This is a genomic window from Cupriavidus sp. DL-D2, from assembly GCF_039710735.1.
Lineage (GTDB): Bacteria > Pseudomonadota > Gammaproteobacteria > Burkholderiales > Burkholderiaceae > Cupriavidus.
In genome coordinates this window covers 23,118-41,091 of sequence record NZ_JBDKXK010000041.1, presented here as the reverse complement: position 1 = coordinate 41,091, position 17,974 = coordinate 23,118, and the positions used below count along the sequence as shown (strand labels likewise).

The following is a 17,974-nucleotide window of genomic DNA, read 5'->3' as shown; positions in this document are numbered from 1 at the left end:
GTAATCGGTGTTGGCTGGGTAGGAGCTTGCGTGCTGGTGGGATGGATCATGACGATGGCGGTCAGATTCTCCAGTTGAATCCCGGGCGATTAGCTGCCTTTGGCATTCACCAGTACTGGGTCCTTCCGATATACCTCGGGGAACATCGTCTTCAGGTTGCCGACCTTGGGCAAGTCATTAAAGACGATGTACGGATAATTCGGGTTCTTGACCAGGAAATCCTGATGGTAGTTCTCCGCGGCATAGAACTTCTTGTCGGTTTCCACGCGCGTCACGATCGGTGACGACCATGCTTTAGCGCTGCCGAGTTGGGCGATATAGGCATCCGCAATCGATCGTTGGTCCGGCGTGCGCGGGAAAATGGCCGAGCGATATTGCGTGCCGTGGTCGGGGCCCTGGTAATTCAGTTGGGTCGGATTATGGGCGACCGAGAAGAAAATCTGCAGCAGCTTGCCGTAGGTGACTTGTGTGGGGTCGTAACGGACCTCCACGGCTTCGGCGTGGCCGGTGTTGCCGGTGCCGACTTTCTCGTATTGCGCCGTATTGGCCGCGCCGCCGGCGTAACCGGATGTGACAAGTGTCACGCCACGTACATGCTGGAACACGCCCTGCACACCCCAGAAGCATCCGCCTGCGAACACGGCTGTTTCGGCGTGGCTGGTGCCGGGTTTCTCATCGACGAGGGGCGCGGGAATCTTCACGGCCTGCTCGGCGGATATTGCGGGGATGCGCCACGTGGTGGCGACTGCGGCGAGCATTGCGAGGCCCATCATCTTGAGCGTGGTGGGGCGCATCCAGCGTTGCAGCGTGGTCATGGTAGCGGTATCGGTCTTCATGATCGGTTTCCTGTTTGACGTCTGGCAGATTCAAGAAAGAAGGCGGTGGGCGTGTCCGGCATCAACCGAAGGTGAAGGCATAAGCCTGTACGCCGGGGTCGAGAAATTCGATATCGAACGTGCGGTCGCGGATATCACCTTTCTGGCGAACGAGTTGATAGAGGCGTTGCGCGGTGACGGTGCCGCTGCCATCGGCGGCGACGTCAGTGCCATGCGAATCGCCAGGGGCCTGACCGTCTATCGTCACGCGGAATCGCACCGGTTTGCCGTCCGCGCCGGGGCCAAGCACGAGGTGCAGGTCGCGGGCGTGGAAGCGGTAGACGATGCGACCATCGGGCTGGGTCAGCGTGGCGTGTTCCTCGCCGACCTTCCAGTCGCCGGCCAGTCCCCACTGGTTCAGCACGGGCTTTGCCGGCGCGCTGTAATCCTGGGTGGCGTCTGGCTTCAGGCCGCCGGGCGAGGCGAAGTTGTCGGCGCGGCCATAGCCGACATAGGTCTCGGGCGAGCGCAGCGCTTCGCTATCGGCGGCCATTTCCACACCCTTCGAGACTTCAGGGCCAGTCATCGCCACCTTGTCCACGCCGGTGTGTCCGGCCTCGGCCAGCAATGCGCGGATGACCTGTTCGGACTTGGCGTATTCACCCTCGCCAAAATGGTGGAAGCGGATGCGTCCCTGTGTGTCGATGAAGTAGTGCGCGGGCCAGTAGTTGTTGTTGAACGCGCGCCAGATCGCGTAGTTGTTGTCGACGGCAACGGGGTAGGTAATGCCGAGGTCCTTGACGGCCTTGCGCACATTGTCGAGGTTGCGCTCGAACGCGAACTCGGGGGCATGCACGCCGATGACGACGAGTCCCTGGTCGCGGTACTTGTCGGCCCATGCCTTGACGTAGGGCAGGGTGCGCAGGCAGTTGATGCACGAGTACGTCCAGAAATCGACGAGCACGACCTTGCCGCGCAGTTCCGCGGCGGTCAGCGGGGGCGAGTTGATCCAGGCCACGGCGCCGTCGAGGCCGGGGAACTTGCCCTCGACCGGCAGGTTCGCGGCAGGGTCCGAGCCTGCGGCGCGCATCATCATCGAGTTCCCGGCTTCGGGCTTGGCCGACATCGCCATCGAGGTGGGGTTGGCCTGCATCATCATCGCGCCGCCGGCATCATTCTTCTGGCCGGCGAACTCGTCGACAAGGCGTTGCTCAAGACCGCCCGTGGCGACCGTGGAGATGCGCGTCAGGATGCCGGTGTCGAGTCCGAGCGCAATGGCGCCTACGCCGACCAGCATGGCCGCGCCGATGCCGCGCCGCACCCATTCGCCTGCACCCAGCGAACGCTTCATCGCCGCAAAGACCTTGCCGCCGATCAGCAGTGCCACGGCCAACGAGGTGGCTGCTCCCAGCGCATAAGCCAGCAGCAGCAATGTCGTCCCCACGCTGGCGCCTTGCAGCGCGGCACCAGTCAGCACCAGGCCCAGGATCGGCCCGGCGCAGGGCGCCCAGAGCAGCCCCGTGGCGATGCCAAGCAGGAAGGACGAGGCGGGGCTGGCGGGCTTGCCATCGGCCTGCGCGAAGTTGGTCAGGCGACTGCCGGCGCGCACGAGCGGTTGGGTGAGGCGCTCGGCCACGCTGGGAAACAGCAGCGTGATACCGAACACGGCCAGCAGCGCGATGGCCAGCCAGCGGCCGTACTCGTTAGCCTGCGCCACCCAGCCGCCACCGACGGCGGCCAACGTCGCGACACCTGCGAAGGTCAACGCCATGCCGGCCAGCAGTGGCAGGCCGCTTCGCACGAACGGCTGGTCAGCGCGGGCAAAGACGAATGGCAGCACGGGCAAGATGCAGGGGCTCAGGATCGTGAGCACGCCGCCCAGGTAGGAAAGAATCAGCAGCAACATGGCGAAGCCTCGGCAGGGTTTGTCAGGACGTGGGATCAGGCCGATGTGGCGCGGAATGTCATCGCCACGCCGTTCATGCAGTAGCGCAGGCCGGTGGGCTTCGGGCCGTCATCGAATACGTGGCCGAGGTGCCCGCCGCAGCGGTGGCAATGCACGGCGGTGCGGACCATGCCGAAGGTGCGGTCGGAGGTTGTGCCGACAGCGCCGGTCAGCGGCGCCCAGAAGCTGGGCCAGCCCGTGCCGCTTTCGAACTTGGTATTCGAGGAGAACAGGTCGAGCGCGCAGCCGGCGCAGGCAAATATGCCTTTGCGGTGCTCGCCGTTCAGCGGGCTGCTGTAGGGGCGTTCGGTGCCCTCCCGGCGCAGCACGTCGTACTGGGCGGGCGTCAGCTTCTTGCGCCATTCGGCGTCGGTCATCGTGACCTCGAACGTCTGTGGGGCCGGTGCGTCGGGCGTGGCCGAGGCGGCGCTGGCGAGGTTGTCGGTCAGCAGCCGCCAGCCGCCCACGGCGGCCACTGCGGCGGTCAGGGTGCCGCCGGACAGCAGGAAGCGTCGGGTGATGCGCATGATGGACTCCGAATCGAATGCGGGATGAAACGAATGCTAGGCAACGACCGGTATCGGAGTCTTCGCCAAACCTTAAACAATTCGTGAACACCCGGTCGCGCGGATTTCTGCACAATAGCGGCATGCCGGGGCGCACCGGACGCCACCCGGGCGAGAGAACATGGAACAAGCCAAACGGATCCTGCTGGTCGAAGACGATGTCGGCATCGCCAACGTGCTGGCCATGCACCTGCGCGACGAGCGATACGAGGTGGTACACAGCGCCGACGGCGCCGAAGGGTTGCGCCTGCTGGAGCAGGGCGGCTGGGATGCGCTGGTGCTGGACCTGATGCTCCCCGGCGTCGATGGCCTGGAGATTTGCCGGCGCGCGCGCGCCATGACGCGCTACACCCCGATCATCATCACGAGCGCCCGTTCCAGCGAGGTGCACCGCATCCTGGGTTTGGAGCTGGGTGCCGACGACTACCTGGCCAAGCCGTTTTCGGTGCTCGAACTTGTGGCGCGCGTCAAGGCGCTGCTGCGCCGCGTGGAAGCGATGGCGCGCGACGTGCGTTCCGACGCCGGCACGCTCGACCTGGCTGGCCTGACCATCGACCCACTGGCACGCGTGGTGACGCTCGATGGCAAGCGGCTGGACCTGACGCCGCGCGAGTTCGACCTGCTTTACTACTTCGCTCGCCATCCCGGCAAGGTGTTCTCGCGCATGGACCTGCTCAACGCGGTCTGGGGCTACCAGCACGAAGGCTACGAACACACGGTCAACACGCACATCAACCGGCTACGCACCAAGATCGAGGCCGATCCGGCCGCGCCGCAGCGCATCCTGACGGTCTGGCGCCGCGGCTACCGCTTCGTGGCCGATCCGCAGGCTGAAAGCGCGTCGGATACTTCCGAGCCGGGAGCCTTGTCATGAATCTCTCGCTGACCCAGCGGCTTTCCGTCGTCTTCGCCGCGCTGTTGCTGGCCTGCTGTGGCGCTTCCGCGTGGCTTCAGGTGCGCGCCAATGCGATGCACGAGAAGGAGGTCATCCAGGATATCTCGCGCGGACTGGCTGCTTACATCGCCCGCAACGCGCTGCTGGAAGACCAGAGCGCGATTGCGCCCCAGGCGCTGCGACAATTGTTCGGGCAGCTCATGGTGGTCAATCCCAGCGTGGAGGTCTACTTGCTCGATGACGAGGGTCGCATCCGGGGTCACGATGCGCCGAGCGGGCATCTGGTGCGTGATCGCGTGGATCTGGCGCCGGTGAAGAAGCTGCTCGATGGTGGGGCGCTGCCGATCCTTGGCGACGACCCACGCAGTGCGTCGGGACGCAAGGTTTTCAGCGCGGCGCCGTTGCGACAGGGCGGCTACATCTACGTGGTGCTGATGGGCGAAGCGCACGACAAGCTGGCCGCGCAGGCGTCGGAAGATTCCGTGATGCGCACCACGCTGTGGTCGATGGCGCTGGTGGCCACGCTGTGTCTTGTGGCGGGTCTGGTGGCCTTCGCGTTGATCACGCGCCCGCTGCGTCGTCTGACCGATGACATCCGCCGTTTTGATTCTGGCGAGGACCAGACCGCCGCTTCGGACAAGCTGGCCGACCCGCTGCCTCGCAACGAGATTGCCGCGCTGCAGACGGCCTTCCGGCAGATGGCCGGGCGCATTGAATCGCAATGGCGGACGCTGCGGCAGCAGGATCAGGAACGCCGCGAAATGGTGGCCAATATCTCGCACGACCTGCGTACGCCGCTGACCTCGCTGCACGGTTATCTGGAGACGCTGTCGGTCAAGGCCGATACCCTGAGCACCGCCGACCGCCAGCGTTATCTGGCCATCGCACTGGCACAGAGTGCCAAGGTGGGCGGGTTGGCGCAGTCGTTGTTCGAACTGGCCCGGCTGGAACACGGCATGGTGCAGGCGACGCCCGAAGAGTTTTCGATGGTCGACCTGACGCAGGACGTCCTGGAAAAATTCGCACTGTCCGCCGAAGCCAAGCAGCTTCACCTGCGAGCCGGCGTGCCGCCCGCGCTGCCCACCGTGTCAGCCGATCTCGGCATGATCGAACGTGTGCTGACGAACCTGCTCGACAACGCGATCCGGCACACGCCAACTGGCGGCACCGTGGAAATCGACCTCGCCAGCCAGGATGGCAAGGTGGCCGTGACGGTCAGCGACACCGGGCCGGGTATTCCGGCTACGTTGAGGGAGTCGATCTTCCAGCGGCCGTTTCCATCCGGCGGCGCGCATCGCGGCGGCGGGCTGGGCCTGCTGATCGTGCAGCGGATGCTGCAGTTGAACGGGAGTCAGGTAAAGCTGGTGGAGAAGGGGGTGGGGACGACGCTGACGTTTGCGTTACGGGCGGCGCGGTAGTTTCCTGTTGCACCCGATGACCTCACAACATCGCAAACCGCGCCGCTTGTGGCCCGACCAAAGCGGGGCGGCCGACCGGATAGCGATGATGATCGCTGCCCGCCTGGAAGGACAGGTAGTCCGGCGTCCAGCGCAGGCCGCGCAGGTGGCGGACTTCCACACCTTCGACGAGGATGGCGCCGCCTTGCACCGTCACGCTGTCACAGGGCAGTTGCAGGAGTTCGGCGTCGTCGCCGAAGTAGTGGGCTTCCAGCAGGATCGAGGCAGCTTGATAGGCGGGCATGGGGCAGGGGCGGTCGTTGATCGATACTGTATAAACGTACAGTAGTATAGCGACCTTCCAGTGCCTGTGCTATCCACCCGGTCCACGTGTTAGGATGCCCCGCTTCATCGGAGTCCACGAATGTTTGTCTGTCAGAACCAGCCTTGCGGCGCCCGTTGGGCGGATGACGAGGTAGAAATCCGGAACGAGGGCCAGGGCCCGCTGTTCCGCTGCCCGCAATGTGGCGCGCGCAACCTGCTCGAAGTCAGGCCGGGATCGGGCGACACGCCAACGTATCGCCAGATCGCCAAGGTGCACAAAGCCGCCCCGACGCCACGTGCCAAGGCATCCGGCAAGCCACCCGCCGAAGAAGCCCCCGGCGACACCGCGAAGAAAGGCTCGCGTCCGCCGGCCGGCGCGCGGCGCGGCGGCAAGCGCGCCTGATTTCCCCCCTCTCAAGAGGGGCGACGCCAAAAACGACAGCCCCTGTCGCCTAAGTTCGCTCAAGGCGGTGGGAGGCCGGACCGTTAAGGCTAGACATGGATATCAGCGATTTTTCCCACGATTCCGCCTCCAATGCCGAAGTCATTGGATGGTCGGGTGCTTCCCCGCAGGTGATTGCGCGCGTACTGAACACGGCGCTGGCGGCCCAGGATCTCTCGGGCTTTGCCGCGTTGCTGTCCGATATCGCGCGCGACCGCGGGCTGAAGGGCGCGCGGGGTACGCATCAGTCCATCTACGACATGCCCTACGCGAGCCTGCTGCCTCGCCAGAAACATCTCCTGGCCGATGCCTTCGAACTTTTCCTGCGTCTTGATATCGAGTTCCGCGCGCGCGGCGATGGCGACGACGACCTGACGGCAGACGGCGACGACCCGCCGCCGCTGCGCGATATGGATGACGACGACGTCATCGACGAGGATTGAAACGCGCGTTCCGGCGCGCCTTCCACCTCAGGCCCGCTCCAGCAGTCCGATTTCCCTGACCGCCACCGACAGCATCGAAAGCGCTGCCGCGCCCGATACCCCGGACGCGCGTTGATCCGTCAGCATCTGCGCATAGCGTTCCAACGCCACCTGTCGATGGCCGCGCCAGCGTTCGATCATGGATGGCGCTTCTTCGCCATCCGCTGACTGCGCCAGCACGCTTGTGGTCAGCGCGCGCTTGAGCCGGCCCAGGTCTTCGAGCGTGGTGGTGCGCGCGAGCAGATCCCAGTGCGTATCCGATGGCAAGGACAACGTGCGCTCCCGCAGCCATGCGAAGTTCATCTCGGTGTCGAGCGCGAAGTACACCGCCGCCACGGCGCCAAGACTGCGTTGGCACGTGCCGGCCACCTCCGCGATATCGAGTGCGGCTGCGGCGATATCGCTGGCCGCCACACGCAACGCCAGGTCCTCGTCCACGCCAGCCTCGGTCAGCGCCGCAGCGCGCTCGGCCAGTTGGTTCGAGGCCTCCTCGGGCAGCAGCGTCGCCAGTTGCGGCGTCAGCCACCGGGCGGCGTCCACAAAGCGCGTGGCGCCGGGCTCCACGGTGCCACCGCCGCGCAGGAAGCGGATGAACCAGAGCGTGCCGCGCTCCAGCAGCCGTGACAGCGCGCCGAACATGCGCGCCTGCACGGCATCGTCCACATGGTTGTCGAGCTTGTCGATACGCGCCCAGAGATCGCTGAGGCCGAACACGTCGCGCGCGTGCAGGCAGGCGCGCACGATGTCTGCAGGCCGTGCATCGGTTTCTTCCATGAGCCGATGCACAAATGTGGCGCCGATACGGTTCACGAGCAGATTGGTCAGGTGCGTGGCCAGGATCTCGCGCCGCAGCGGATGGCGCGTCATGGCGTCGGCGTGGCGCTGCTGAAGCGGCTCGGGAAAATAGTCGACGAGCAGGTTCGCGACGAGCGCGTCTTCCGGAATGTCCGACGCCAGCAGTTCTTCATAGAGCCACATCTTGCTGTACGCCAGCAGCACGGCGCGTTCGGGCGAGGTCAGCCCCTGGCCCAGCGCCTTGCGTTCGGCAATCTCGGTCTCGGATGGCAGGAATTCCAGTGGCCGGTTAAGCCGTCCCGCGCGTTCGAGCCAGCGGATCAGCCGGCCCTCGCCGTCGACCAGTGCCACTGCCTCGCGCCCGGCCACCGACAGCGCCTGCGTCTGGTAGTAGTTGTCCTGCAGCACCAGCAGGCCCACTTCGTCGGTCATCTCGGCCAGCAGCTTGTTGCGCTGTTTCTCGGTCATCTCGCCTTCGGCCACCACCAGTCCCAGCAGGATCTTGATGTTGACCTCGTGGTCGGAGCAATCCACGCCGGCCGAGTTGTCGATGGCATCGGTGTTGATGCGCCCGCCGTTGCGCGCGAACTCGATGCGGCCCAGTTGCGTGAAGCCGAGATTGCCGCCTTCGCCCACCACCTTGCAGCGCAGTTCGTTGCCGTTCACGCGGATGGCATCGTTGGAGCGGTCGCCGGCCTGCAGATGCGTCTCGGTGCTGGCCTTCACGTAGGTGCCGATGCCGCCGTTGTAGAGCAGGTCCACGGGCGCGGTCAGGATCGCATGCATCAGTTCATTGGGCGATAGCGTGACCGCCTCCACGCCGAGCACGGCACGTATTTCGGGCGAGAGCGGAATCGTCTTGGCCGTGCGCGGATATACGCCGCCGCCTGCGGAGATCAGCGTGGTGTTGTAGTCGGCCCAGCTGGAGCGGGGCAGATCGAACAGGCGCTGGCGCTCGGCCAGGCTCTTCGCGCAATCCGGATCGGGGTCGAGGAAGATATGCCGATGGTCGAACGCCGCATGCAGCCGGATATGCGGGGACAGCAGCATGCCATTGCCGAACACGTCGCCCGACATGTCGCCCACGCCCACCACGGAGAAAGGTGTGGTCTGGATGTTGATGCCCATCTCCCGGAAATGGCGCTTGACGCTTTCCCAGGCGCCGCGCGCCGTGATCCCCATCTTCTTGTGGTCGTAGCCGACCGAACCACCCGAGGCGAAGGCATCGTCAAGCCAGAAGCCGTACTCCGCGGAGATCGCGTTGGCGTAGTCCGAGAACGTGGCCGTGCCCTTGTCGGCGGCCACGACAAGGTAGGGGTCGTTGTCGTCGAGACGAACCACGTCGGGCGGCGGCACCAGCGTGCCGGAGACGAGATTGTCCGTCAGGTCGAGCAGGCCACGCAGGAAGGTCTGGTAGCACGCCACGCCTTCGGCCAGGAACGCATCGCGATCCGTGGCGGGTGGCGGCCGCTTGACCACGAATCCACCCTTGGAACCCACGGGAACGATAACCGTATTCTTGACCATCTGCGCCTTCATCAGGCCCAGCACCTCCGTGCGGAAATCCTCGCGCCGGTCAGACCAGCGCAGGCCGCCGCGTGCCACGCGACCGCCGCGCAGGTGCACCCCTTCCACACGTGGGGAGTACACCCAGATTTCGAACATCGGACGCGGTTCGGGCAGGCCCTGCACCAGCGCCGGATTGAATTTGAACGAGACGTAGGGGCGCGGTTGCCCGTCCGGGCCCCGATGGAAATAATTGGTGCGCACCGTCGCATTGATGACATTGAGGAACAGCCGCAGGATGCGGTCCTCGTCGAGGTTGGGCACCTTGTCGAGCGCGGCGTCGATCTCGTCGAGCCATTTGCGGCTGCGCGCCTCGGTGGCAGCGGCTGTAGCGTCCGGCGCGGCCAGGGCCGGATCGAAGCGCGCCACGAACAGCGAGACCAGCATCGATGCGATATCGGGATTCGCGGTCAGGGCGCGTTCGATATAGGCGTTGCTGAAGGTGGAGCCCACCTGGCGCAGGTACTTGGCATAGGCGCGCAGGATGGTCACGTCGCGCGCGGCCAGCCCGGCGCGCAGCACCAGCCGGTTGAAATCGTCGTTCTCGATCTCGCCATGCCAGGCACGGCCATAGGCATCTTCGAACAGCGGCTTGATCTTCTCCAGATCCACGTCGACCGGTTTGCCGTCGGGGTCGGCGGCAATCTCCAGGCCGAAGTCGTGGATCCACACCGGCTCGCCGGCATCGGGTTCGATCAGGTAGGGACGCTCCTCGTCCACGCGCACGCCGAGGTGTTCGAGCATCGGCAGGCTCAGGGACAGCGCGATGGGCTGGCCGGCGCGATAGACCTTGAAGCGGAATGCGCCCGGCGCGGCCTCGATGGGCCGGTACAGGTTCATCGCCAGTCCGCCCGGATGCTGGCGTGCGTGCTCCATCAATTCGATATCGCGCACGGCGGTACGCGCCGCGTAATCCTCGCGATACCCGGCCGGGAACGAATCGCCGTAGCGGCGCAGCAGCCGGTTGCCGAGTTCCTCGCCACGGTTTTCGTGCAGCGCTTGCGAGAGATCGTCCTGCCAGCGCCGGGTGGCCTGCACGATGCGCGCTTCCAGTTCGCGCGTATCCACTTCGGGCATCGTGCCGGGCTCGCCGCGCACGGTCAGGTGAATGCGGGCAAGCGGAGATTCGGACAACTGCGGGGTGAACTCGCAACTGGTGCCGTTGAACGCCTGCACCAGCAGCTTCTGGATGCGCTGGCGCAGGTCGGTGTTGTACTTGTCGCGTGGCACGAAGACCAGGCACGAGATAAAGCGGTCGAAGCGGTCGCGCCGTACGAACAGGCGCGTGCGCTGATGCTCCTGCAACCGCAGGATGCCCAGCGTAATGTCGAAGAGTTCATCCTCGTCGGCCTGCAGCATCTCGTCGCGCGGATACTGTTCGAGGATGGTCACCAGCGATTTGTAGAGGTGTCCCTTGGTCAGGAAGCCCGCGCGTTCCAGGATGTTGGCGCACTTGCGCCGCACAATTGGAATCTCGCTCGTGCTGACCATGTACGCCGTGGAGGTGTAAAGCCCCACGAAACGGCGCTCGCCGAAGATCTTGCCATCGGCATCGAGCAGCTTCACGCCGACATAGTCCAGATAGCCCGGCCGATGCACCGTGGCACGCGAATTGGCCTTGGTGATGAAGATCGGCGAAGCCCCTTCGATGATGGCGCGCGCGGCGGCGGGCAGTGGCGTGAGATCGTCGGAGCCCGGATCGCGCAGCGCCTCGCGCAGGATGCCCGCGCCGGACCCTGCCACGCCGCGCAGGAAGAACTGCCCGTCACGCGCGATCAGTTCGTAGTCGCGATGACCGAGGAACGTGAAATGGTCATCCAGCATCCATTCGAGGAAGGCGCGCGCTTCCTGCGCATCGGGAGAGCCAGCGTCGCGCGATTGCGCCATGCCGGCCACGGTCTCCTGGGCAATCTGGCGCATGCGCGGCCAGTCCTCCACGGCGGCGCGCACATCGCCCAGCGCACTGGCGATGCCGAAGCGCAGCGCGTCGAGCCGCGTACTCTCGCCCGTGCGATCCACCTCGAAGTGGATGAATGACTCCAGCCGACAGCTATCGGTGGCGGTCTCGCTGCCGCCGAGTCCCAGGCTCTCGATGGCGCCCCGGCCATCGCGGCAGACGCGAAACACGGGGTGGATGGCCGAATGCAGTGTCATGCCGTGCCGGTTGATCTCCATAGCCACCGAGTCGACGAGGAACGGCATGTCGTCGTTCACGATCTCGATGATCGTATGGTCGGAGTGCCAGCCGTGTTCTTCGAAATTCGGGTTATAGACGCGCAGCCGCGCCGTGCCAGGCACAAACTTCTGCGCGGTCTGCCAGTGCGCCATCACGGCACCGTACAGATCGGCCACGTTGCGCGCGAGGAGATCCTCGGCATCGGCCAGGTCGTAGTAATGGCGCAGCAATGGCTCGACAATCTCGAAGGTGGCCGCTGGCAGGCGCTCCCGCGCAAAGGCGACCAGATCATCGAGCAGTTGCGCAACCTTTTCTTCGTTTTCCGGGGGCATGAATTTCTCCACGGTAGTGCCCGGTCATGTGCCGGTGCTCTCACACTGTAGGAAAGATTTACGTCCGCCGGGCGACAAAACGGCGACGCCCCGCACAGTGGCGGGGCGTCGCGGTGCAGCAGGAAGCCGTGAAGTCAGGCAGCCAGTGCGTGGCGGCTACCGTGGGCAGGCTCGTCGGGCACGACGATCGACATCGGATGGTGATCCCATGCCGCATGGCGCGCGTGCCGGGCTGCGTGATCGTCCAGCGTGCCGGTCATGCGATGCAGCAGGCTGCTGAGTGCCGCGCGCTCGGCTGCGCTCAGATCACAGACCGATACGGAATGCAGCGCACGCACAGCACGCGCCGCACGTTCAATCTGCGGTTTGGCTGCGGGGGAGATCTGCGGGGCATCGTCGATCGGAAATTCGATCCAGCCGTCGGCATGCAATTCGCGCAGCAGGCGCTCGGTTTGCGGCACATCCAGGAAGATGGCGCCGGCGCAAGGCTGTCCACGCGTGAATTCGTTCTGGCGGATGGCGCGGAGCAGCAGCCATTTCGGATAGCTCAGCCCCGAGACGTTCAGGGTGCGATCCAGCGCGGTCTGCCATGCGGTGACCGCATCCACCAGCGACATCACCACAGGTTCGTGAATTTCGAGTGCTTTTGGCTGCATTGGCTCAGGTCTCCCGTATTAGGGTTTGCCGCCTGACACTTCTTGGGCCGGTGCATTGGCCGGCCCGGGCGGCATGGGCGCCAGCCTCATCCGGGCCGGTCGCGGAACGACAAAAAATCAGTAGGCGCAACACTAGCAGTAATGTCGAGACAATTGCATGACAGATCGGGTATGTCCTAGTCAATCTTTTGGACGAGGTGACGAAAGGTGCCTGACGGTGCGCTGCATCGATCTCATGCAAAAAGAAATGGCCCCGGCGCGAGCGCAGGGGCCATTCGATCGATGCAGCGATCCGGGCGGTTGCCCGGCGTGTGCTTATTGCTTCTTGGCGCCGTCCGTATAGGGGTCAGCCTTGCCGGTCTTGGCACCGTCCGTGTACGGATCAGGCTTGCCCGTGCGCGCGCCGTCGAGGTACGGGTCGCGGGTGCCGCCCCTGGCGCCATCGGTGTACGGATCGGCCTTGCGCGGCGTCAGGTCCGAGCGCGTCGATTTCTTGGCGCCGTCGGTGTACGGGTCGAACTTGCCGGACTTGGCCGGGTTCTGGTTCGGATTGGCTTTGTCCTTGGAACGGCTGCCGCTGTAAAGATCGCCGCCTTCGGTGTAGTTCTTCTGCGCGTGGGCCAGTTGCACGGCGCCGACGGCAGTCAGGGCCGCAACGATCAGGGCCGGTACAGTCTTCTTCAGCATCATCATCCTCACAGGTGACGGCCGGGATGTTTTCCGGCCTATAGAAACGCGGGAAACCGATACCGATACTGTACCGGGGTTCGTGGCGGTCCGCCGACCGAATGTTGTAGTGGGGATACTCAGGCGGCGCGGACACCACGTAACCGGTTAAGCGGACATCACTCCAGCGTGATGTTCTGGTCCGTTGCAATCTTCTTGCGCAGTTCCAGCTCGCGCTTGATCTGGGCGGCGTACTGCTGCGAGGTGTTGCCGTCCGGGTAAGCGCCCGCGTCATGCAGGCGTTTCTTCACGGCCGGGTCCTGCAGCGCCTTGATGGCCGCATCGTGGACCTTGGCGACGATAGCCGGCGGCGTACCTGCCGGTGCCACCAGGCCGTACCAGGCCATGTTGTTCATGTCCTTCATGCCTTCCTCGGCGAAGGTCGGTACGTTGGGCAGGCCTTCGACGCGCTTGGGCGCGGCCACGGCCAGCGCGCGCAGCTTGTCGCTCTGGATGAAGGGCATCGACGACGGCAGGTTGTCGAACTGCGCGTTGACCTGGCCGGCCAGCGTGTCGTTCAGCGCCGGACCCGATCCGCGGTACGGGATGTGGACCATATCGGACTTGGTGATGAACTTGAACAGTTCGCCATCCAGATGCGAAATGCTGCCCTTGCCGGCTGAGGCGTAGCTGTACTTGCCCGGATTCGCCTTCAACAGCGCGATGAACTCCTTGAGGTTCTTGGCCGGTACCTTCGGGTTGACCGTCAGCACATTCGGCACGTTCACAAGGTTCGTGATCGGCGCGAAGTCCTTCAATGGGTCGTAAGGATTCTTGGCGTTGGTAGCCGGGTTCGTGGCCATGGTGCTGACCGTAGCGATGCCCAGCGTGTAGCCGTCCGGTGCGGACTTGGCCAGTGCATCCGCGCCAATCGCACCGCCGCCACCGCCGCGGTTCTCCACGACGACGGGCTGGCCCAGTTCACGGCCAAGCGCGTCGGATACGGCGCGGCCAACGATATCGGTGGTGCCGCCTGCGGCAAATGGCACGATCAGGCGGATAGGCTTGTTCGGATATGACTGTGCGTGGACCAGGCTGGCCTGCATCAGGCCGAGCGCCGCGAGGGCGCCCAGGGCGCCCGCTTTCAGAACTGCTTTCAAGAGATGCTCCTCCGAGGGTGTTGCTCTTCTAAGTTCCGCAATACGGAACTTCGTTCCGTCATGTGCGTCGATGAGCATTCAACCCCGAAAGGGTGGCGCCGCGAAATTGGGGGGAACCCGTGGAGGTCCGACGACCAGTGGAAGCGGGTGCGGAAAGGACGGCAGAGGCGTGCGCCGCAATGAGAAAAGCCCGAAGCTTTTGAGGGCTTCGGGCTTTCTGGAATTTGCTGGTGGGGCGTGAGTGACTCGAACACTCGACCTACGGATTAAGAGTCCGCTGCTCTACCAACTGAGCTAACGCCCCAACGAAGAAAGAGATTCTAGCAAGGCAAAGGGTATCGCGCAAGCCCCTTTTGCGTTTTTCTCGAAAAAGGTTCGTGCGGCTTACAATGCGCGCGTCCCGAACTGACCCGATACCTGCTGCCATGCATGCGCGCGTGCTTCGCTATCTCGACGAGGTTGTCCGGCGCGGATCGATCCGGCGCGCGGCGGAAATCCTCCATGTTGCGCCCACGGCTATCAACCGGCAGATCCTTGATCTGGAGGCATCGCTCGGTGCGCCGCTGTTCGATCGCATCAACCGACGCCTGCAACTGACGCCGCTCGGCGAGATGGTGCTGGCGCATGTGCGGCAGACCTTGCGCGAGCACGACGCCCTCCAGGCGCGCGTGGCCGAAATCAAGGGTGCGCGGCGCGGCATGGTCACGGTGGCCACCACCTCGGGTCTCGCCGGCGCGCTGATGCCTTCGCTGGTTCACGATTTTCGGCAGCATCATCCGGGCATCGTCGTGCGCGTGGCGGACCTGCCAGTGGGCGGCATCGTCGCAGCGGTGGAGCAGGGCGATGCCGATCTCGGACTTGGCTACGATCTTCCCGAAATGGCGGCTTTCCGCGTGCTGGCCAGTCGCGAATGGTCGATCGGTGCCGTGGTGGCGCCTGGGCATCCGCTGGCGGCGCAGCCTTCCGCGCGGCTGGCCGAGTGCGCCGGCTATCCGCTGATTCTGCCCGCACCGTCGCTGTCGATCCGGGCTTTGGTGGATGACGCATTCGCGCGGGAATCGATCGAGGTGGCACCGGCGGTGGAATCCACGTCGGTCGTGCTGATCCAGCGACTTGTGGCGGCGGGCGCCGGCGTGGCGCTGCTCAATCCCCTCGATGTGATGGACGACCGCGCGCGTGGCGCGGTGGTGTTCGTGCCGCTGCAAGAGGCTGGCCTGCAGCGGCAGACGCTGCGGCTCGTGGCACGTGGCAAGGGTCCGCTAACGCCTGCCGCCGAGTTGATGGCTGAGGCGATGTCGTCGACGCTGGCCAACCTGTTCCGGTAGGCGAATGAAGTTTTGGGTGTGCACATTTTGCGCACACCTCACGCGAAATTCTGCGCTTGGGGTGCTGCGCAAGCGGCAAGTAGACTTGGCCTCGTTCACAACCGATACGCGAGACGACCCGCCATGACCCTGATCCTCCAGCACGCCGACGTACTGGTCACCATGGACGCCCAGCGTCGCGAGATTGCCGATGGGGCGCTCGTCGCCAACGGCCCGGCCATCGAATGGGTGGGGCCAACCGCCGAACTGCCCGAGCAATATCGTCGCCTGATCGACGACGGCAGTGCCGAAGTCATCGACATGCGCGGCCATGTGGTGACGCCGGGCCTGGTCAACACGCACCATCACATGTACCAGAGCCTGACGCGTGCCGTGCCTGCCGCGCAGGATGCCGAGCTGTTCGGCTGGCTGACCAACCTCTACATGATCTGGGCGCACCTGACGCCGGAGATGATCCGCGTGTCCACGCAGACCGCGATGGCCGAACTGATGCTGTCCGGCTGCACGACCACGAGCGATCATCTTTATCTCTTTCCGAACGGCTCCCGGCTCGACGATTCGATCGAGGCCGCCCAACAGATCGGGATGCGTTTTCATGCGGCGCGCGGATCGATGAGCGTGGGCCGCAGTCAGGGTGGCCTGCCGCCGGACGTGGTGGTGGAGACCGAGCCGGCGATCCTGCGCGACAGCCAGCGGCTCGTCGAGCAATATCACGATGCCTCGCGTCACGCCATGCTGCGCGTAGTGCTGGCGCCGTGCTCGCCATTCTCGGTGTCGCGTGACCTGATGCGCGAGTCGGCGGTGATGGCGCGGCACTATGGCGTGTCCCTGCACACGCACCTGGCGGAGAACGACAACGACATCGCCTACTCGCGCGAGAAGTTCGGCATGACGCCGGCGCAGTATGCGGAAGACCTGGGCTGGGTCGGGCATGACGTCTGGCATGCGCACTGCGTGAAGCTCGACGAGGAGGGCGTGGCGCTGTTCGCGCGCACGGGCACGGGCGTGGCGCATTGCCCGTGCTCGAACATGCGGCTGGCTTCAGGCATCGCGCCTATCCGTCGGATGCGCGATGCCGGGGTGCCGGTGGGGCTGGGCGTGGATGGCAGTGCATCGAACGATGGCGCGCACATGCTTGGCGAGGCGCGTCAGGCCATGCTGCTGCAGCGCGTGGGGTTTGGGCCGGCTGCGATGAGCGCACGCGAGGCGCTGGAGATTGCCACGCTGGGCGGTGCCCGTGTGCTGAACCGTGACGATATCGGCGCGCTGGCGCCGGGCATGTCGGCGGACATCGTTGCGTTCGATATGTCGGGCGTGGGGTTTGCCGGTGCAGGTCATGACCCCGTGGCGGCGCTTGTATTCTGCACGCCGGCCAACGTGTCGACGAGCATCATCAACGGACGTCCCGTGGTGCGCGATGGTGTGCTGCTGACCGCCGACCTGCCGAATGTACTGGCCGATCACCGGCGTCTGGCGCGCATGTTGTTCGAGCGCGCGCAGCAGGCAGGGGTTTGATCGGGTTTTGATGAGCGGGGCGCATGAGCGCGCGCCTCGCGAAGGCCGCGCTGGAATGCGGCGCAAAAGCGGAGTGCGGCGCAAAAGCAAAAGGCCGGAAGCATCGCTGCATCCGGCCTTTCTTGTGTCTGGTGGGGCGTGAGTGACTCGAACACTCGACCTACGGATTAAGAGTCCGCTGCTCTACCAACTGAGCTAACGCCCCGACGAAGACCGAGATTCTAGCAGGATTTTTACGCTTGTCAAACGTTTCGTGCATCGCGCTGAAAAGCGGGTTTTCGCGGCGCGTGGCAATGCCGACGTGATCGGTGGAATCAGCGATTCGATGGACAATCCGACAGGCACATCACGCTGACACATGGGTCCGTCATGCTCGTGTCATCGCGGTCTGATGTGGCAGTGTTCGCGGAACGTACTGCCAGGCGCGCGATGATTGAGACGAATCGCATTCGGCATGCATGGTGCAGGGGATCACAGACGATTTCCGCAAAGCCATGTTAGGATGCTTCTCCACTTGCATATGGAGGGCTGTGATGATGGAAATCAAATTCCAAGAGCAAGACCGCTACGACATCAACAATGAGGGTTTGCTGTTTCATGCGGTGGTCAATGGTGAGCACGTGACCTGCGTGGTAACACGCGAAGCGCTCTGGGAAGGCTTCAGTGCCGACCAGGTGTTGTCGCTGGAAGAGGCGTTCCGCGCCGGTCGTGACACGATCGAACGCGCGGCCGTGGTGCTGATCGAGCAGGGCGTGCCCCAGCCGGTCGTGGTCAAGCGCGCGCACGTGGCGCCGGTCTAAGGACCGACCGACGGCAGCAACCCTCCGCCGCCGGTTCCGGTCCTGTTGTCACGACAGGCCGGCCGGCGCGCTACAAGCCTACTGAAGTTCGTAACACCTTCTCGTAGTACTTCTCGT

Annotated in this window: 15 protein-coding genes and 2 tRNA genes; 7 read left to right on the top strand and 10 right to left on the bottom strand. The window is 64.7% G+C overall.

What is annotated here, in order from left to right:
• Positions 1 to 89: 89 nt before the first annotated feature.
• From msrA to msrB, 3 genes are all read right to left on the bottom strand, one after another.
• The gene (gene msrA, locus ABDB81_RS20665) at positions 90 to 836 is read right to left on the bottom strand and encodes a peptide-methionine (S)-S-oxide reductase MsrA (protein ID WP_202126665.1); all 747 of its coding nucleotides are present in this window, start codon (positions 834 to 836) and stop codon (positions 90 to 92) included.
• Between the two features lie 61 nt (positions 837 to 897).
• Positions 898 to 2,721, bottom strand: a complete 1,824-nt coding sequence (locus ABDB81_RS20660) for a cytochrome c biogenesis protein DipZ (protein ID WP_346813304.1) — start codon at positions 2,719 to 2,721, stop codon at positions 898 to 900.
• Positions 2,722 to 2,756: 35 nt separating this feature from the next.
• On the bottom strand, positions 2,757 to 3,287 hold the full coding sequence (msrB, locus tag ABDB81_RS20655) for a peptide-methionine (R)-S-oxide reductase MsrB (RefSeq protein WP_346813301.1): 531 nt from the start codon (positions 3,285 to 3,287) through the stop codon (positions 2,757 to 2,759).
• A 160-nt stretch (positions 3,288 to 3,447) separates the two neighbouring features.
• On the opposite strand from msrB, the gene ABDB81_RS20650 reads away from it, so the two are divergent.
• Positions 3,448 to 4,200 (top strand): response regulator transcription factor, encoded by a 753-nt coding sequence (locus tag ABDB81_RS20650; protein ID WP_346813299.1) that lies wholly within the window; start codon positions 3,448 to 3,450, stop codon positions 4,198 to 4,200.
• Positions 4,197 to 5,639 (top strand): HAMP domain-containing sensor histidine kinase, encoded by a 1,443-nt coding sequence (locus ABDB81_RS20645; protein ID WP_346813297.1) that lies wholly within the window; start codon positions 4,197 to 4,199, stop codon positions 5,637 to 5,639. The genes ABDB81_RS20650 and ABDB81_RS20645 overlap by 4 nt, the downstream gene beginning before the upstream one ends.
• 22 nt (positions 5,640 to 5,661) lie before the next feature.
• Here the strand turns inward: ABDB81_RS20645 and ABDB81_RS20640 are convergent, their stop codons facing one another.
• Positions 5,662 to 5,922, bottom strand: coding sequence for a hypothetical protein (locus ABDB81_RS20640; RefSeq protein WP_137925795.1), 261 nt, complete (start codon positions 5,920 to 5,922; stop codon positions 5,662 to 5,664).
• Between the two features lie 120 nt (positions 5,923 to 6,042).
• On the opposite strand from ABDB81_RS20640, the gene ABDB81_RS20635 reads away from it, so the two are divergent.
• Both ABDB81_RS20635 and ABDB81_RS20630 read left to right on the top strand, forming a co-directional pair.
• Complete coding sequence (locus ABDB81_RS20635; protein WP_202126814.1) at positions 6,043 to 6,345, top strand: hypothetical protein; 303 nt, start codon at positions 6,043 to 6,045, stop codon at positions 6,343 to 6,345.
• Positions 6,346 to 6,440: 95 nt separating this feature from the next.
• On the top strand, positions 6,441 to 6,827 hold the full coding sequence (locus ABDB81_RS20630) for a hypothetical protein (RefSeq protein ID WP_137925797.1): 387 nt from the start codon (positions 6,441 to 6,443) through the stop codon (positions 6,825 to 6,827).
• 27 nt (positions 6,828 to 6,854) lie between these two features.
• Here ABDB81_RS20630 and ABDB81_RS20625 read toward each other — a convergent pair whose 3' ends face one another.
• The 5 genes from ABDB81_RS20625 to ABDB81_RS20605 all read right to left on the bottom strand — a co-directional run bounded on the left by ABDB81_RS20625 (position 6,855) and on the right by ABDB81_RS20605 (position 14,521).
• Positions 6,855 to 11,735 (bottom strand): NAD-glutamate dehydrogenase, encoded by a 4,881-nt coding sequence (locus tag ABDB81_RS20625; protein WP_346813294.1) that lies wholly within the window; start codon positions 11,733 to 11,735, stop codon positions 6,855 to 6,857.
• 134 nt (positions 11,736 to 11,869) lie between these two features.
• The gene (locus ABDB81_RS20620; protein ID WP_137925799.1) at positions 11,870 to 12,391 is read right to left on the bottom strand and encodes a MarR family transcriptional regulator; all 522 of its coding nucleotides are present in this window, start codon (positions 12,389 to 12,391) and stop codon (positions 11,870 to 11,872) included.
• A 315-nt stretch (positions 12,392 to 12,706) separates the two neighbouring features.
• The gene (locus ABDB81_RS20615; protein ID WP_137925800.1) at positions 12,707 to 13,078 is read right to left on the bottom strand and encodes a hypothetical protein; all 372 of its coding nucleotides are present in this window, start codon (positions 13,076 to 13,078) and stop codon (positions 12,707 to 12,709) included.
• Between the two features lie 158 nt (positions 13,079 to 13,236).
• Positions 13,237 to 14,217, bottom strand: coding sequence for a tripartite tricarboxylate transporter substrate binding protein BugE (locus ABDB81_RS20610; protein ID WP_137925801.1), 981 nt, complete (start codon positions 14,215 to 14,217; stop codon positions 13,237 to 13,239).
• A 228-nt stretch (positions 14,218 to 14,445) separates the two neighbouring features.
• Positions 14,446 to 14,521 (bottom strand) — tRNA-Lys (locus tag ABDB81_RS20605).
• Between the two features lie 121 nt (positions 14,522 to 14,642).
• On the opposite strand from ABDB81_RS20605, the gene ABDB81_RS20600 reads away from it, so the two are divergent.
• Together ABDB81_RS20600 and ABDB81_RS20595 are read left to right on the top strand one after the other, a co-directional pair.
• Complete coding sequence (locus tag ABDB81_RS20600) at positions 14,643 to 15,542, top strand: LysR family transcriptional regulator (RefSeq protein ID WP_137925802.1); 900 nt, start codon at positions 14,643 to 14,645, stop codon at positions 15,540 to 15,542.
• Between the two features lie 123 nt (positions 15,543 to 15,665).
• Positions 15,666 to 17,057, top strand: coding sequence for an 8-oxoguanine deaminase (locus ABDB81_RS20595; protein ID WP_346813292.1), 1,392 nt, complete (start codon positions 15,666 to 15,668; stop codon positions 17,055 to 17,057).
• 129 nt (positions 17,058 to 17,186) lie between these two features.
• Here ABDB81_RS20595 and ABDB81_RS20590 read toward each other — a convergent pair.
• Positions 17,187 to 17,262: transfer RNA gene (locus ABDB81_RS20590), tRNA-Lys, on the bottom strand.
• Positions 17,263 to 17,593: 331 nt separating this feature from the next.
• Here ABDB81_RS20590 and ABDB81_RS20585 point away from each other — a divergent pair.
• Positions 17,594 to 17,857 (top strand): DUF1488 domain-containing protein, encoded by a 264-nt coding sequence (locus ABDB81_RS20585; RefSeq protein ID WP_137925818.1) that lies wholly within the window; start codon positions 17,594 to 17,596, stop codon positions 17,855 to 17,857.
• Positions 17,858 to 17,974: the final 117 nt, after the last annotated feature.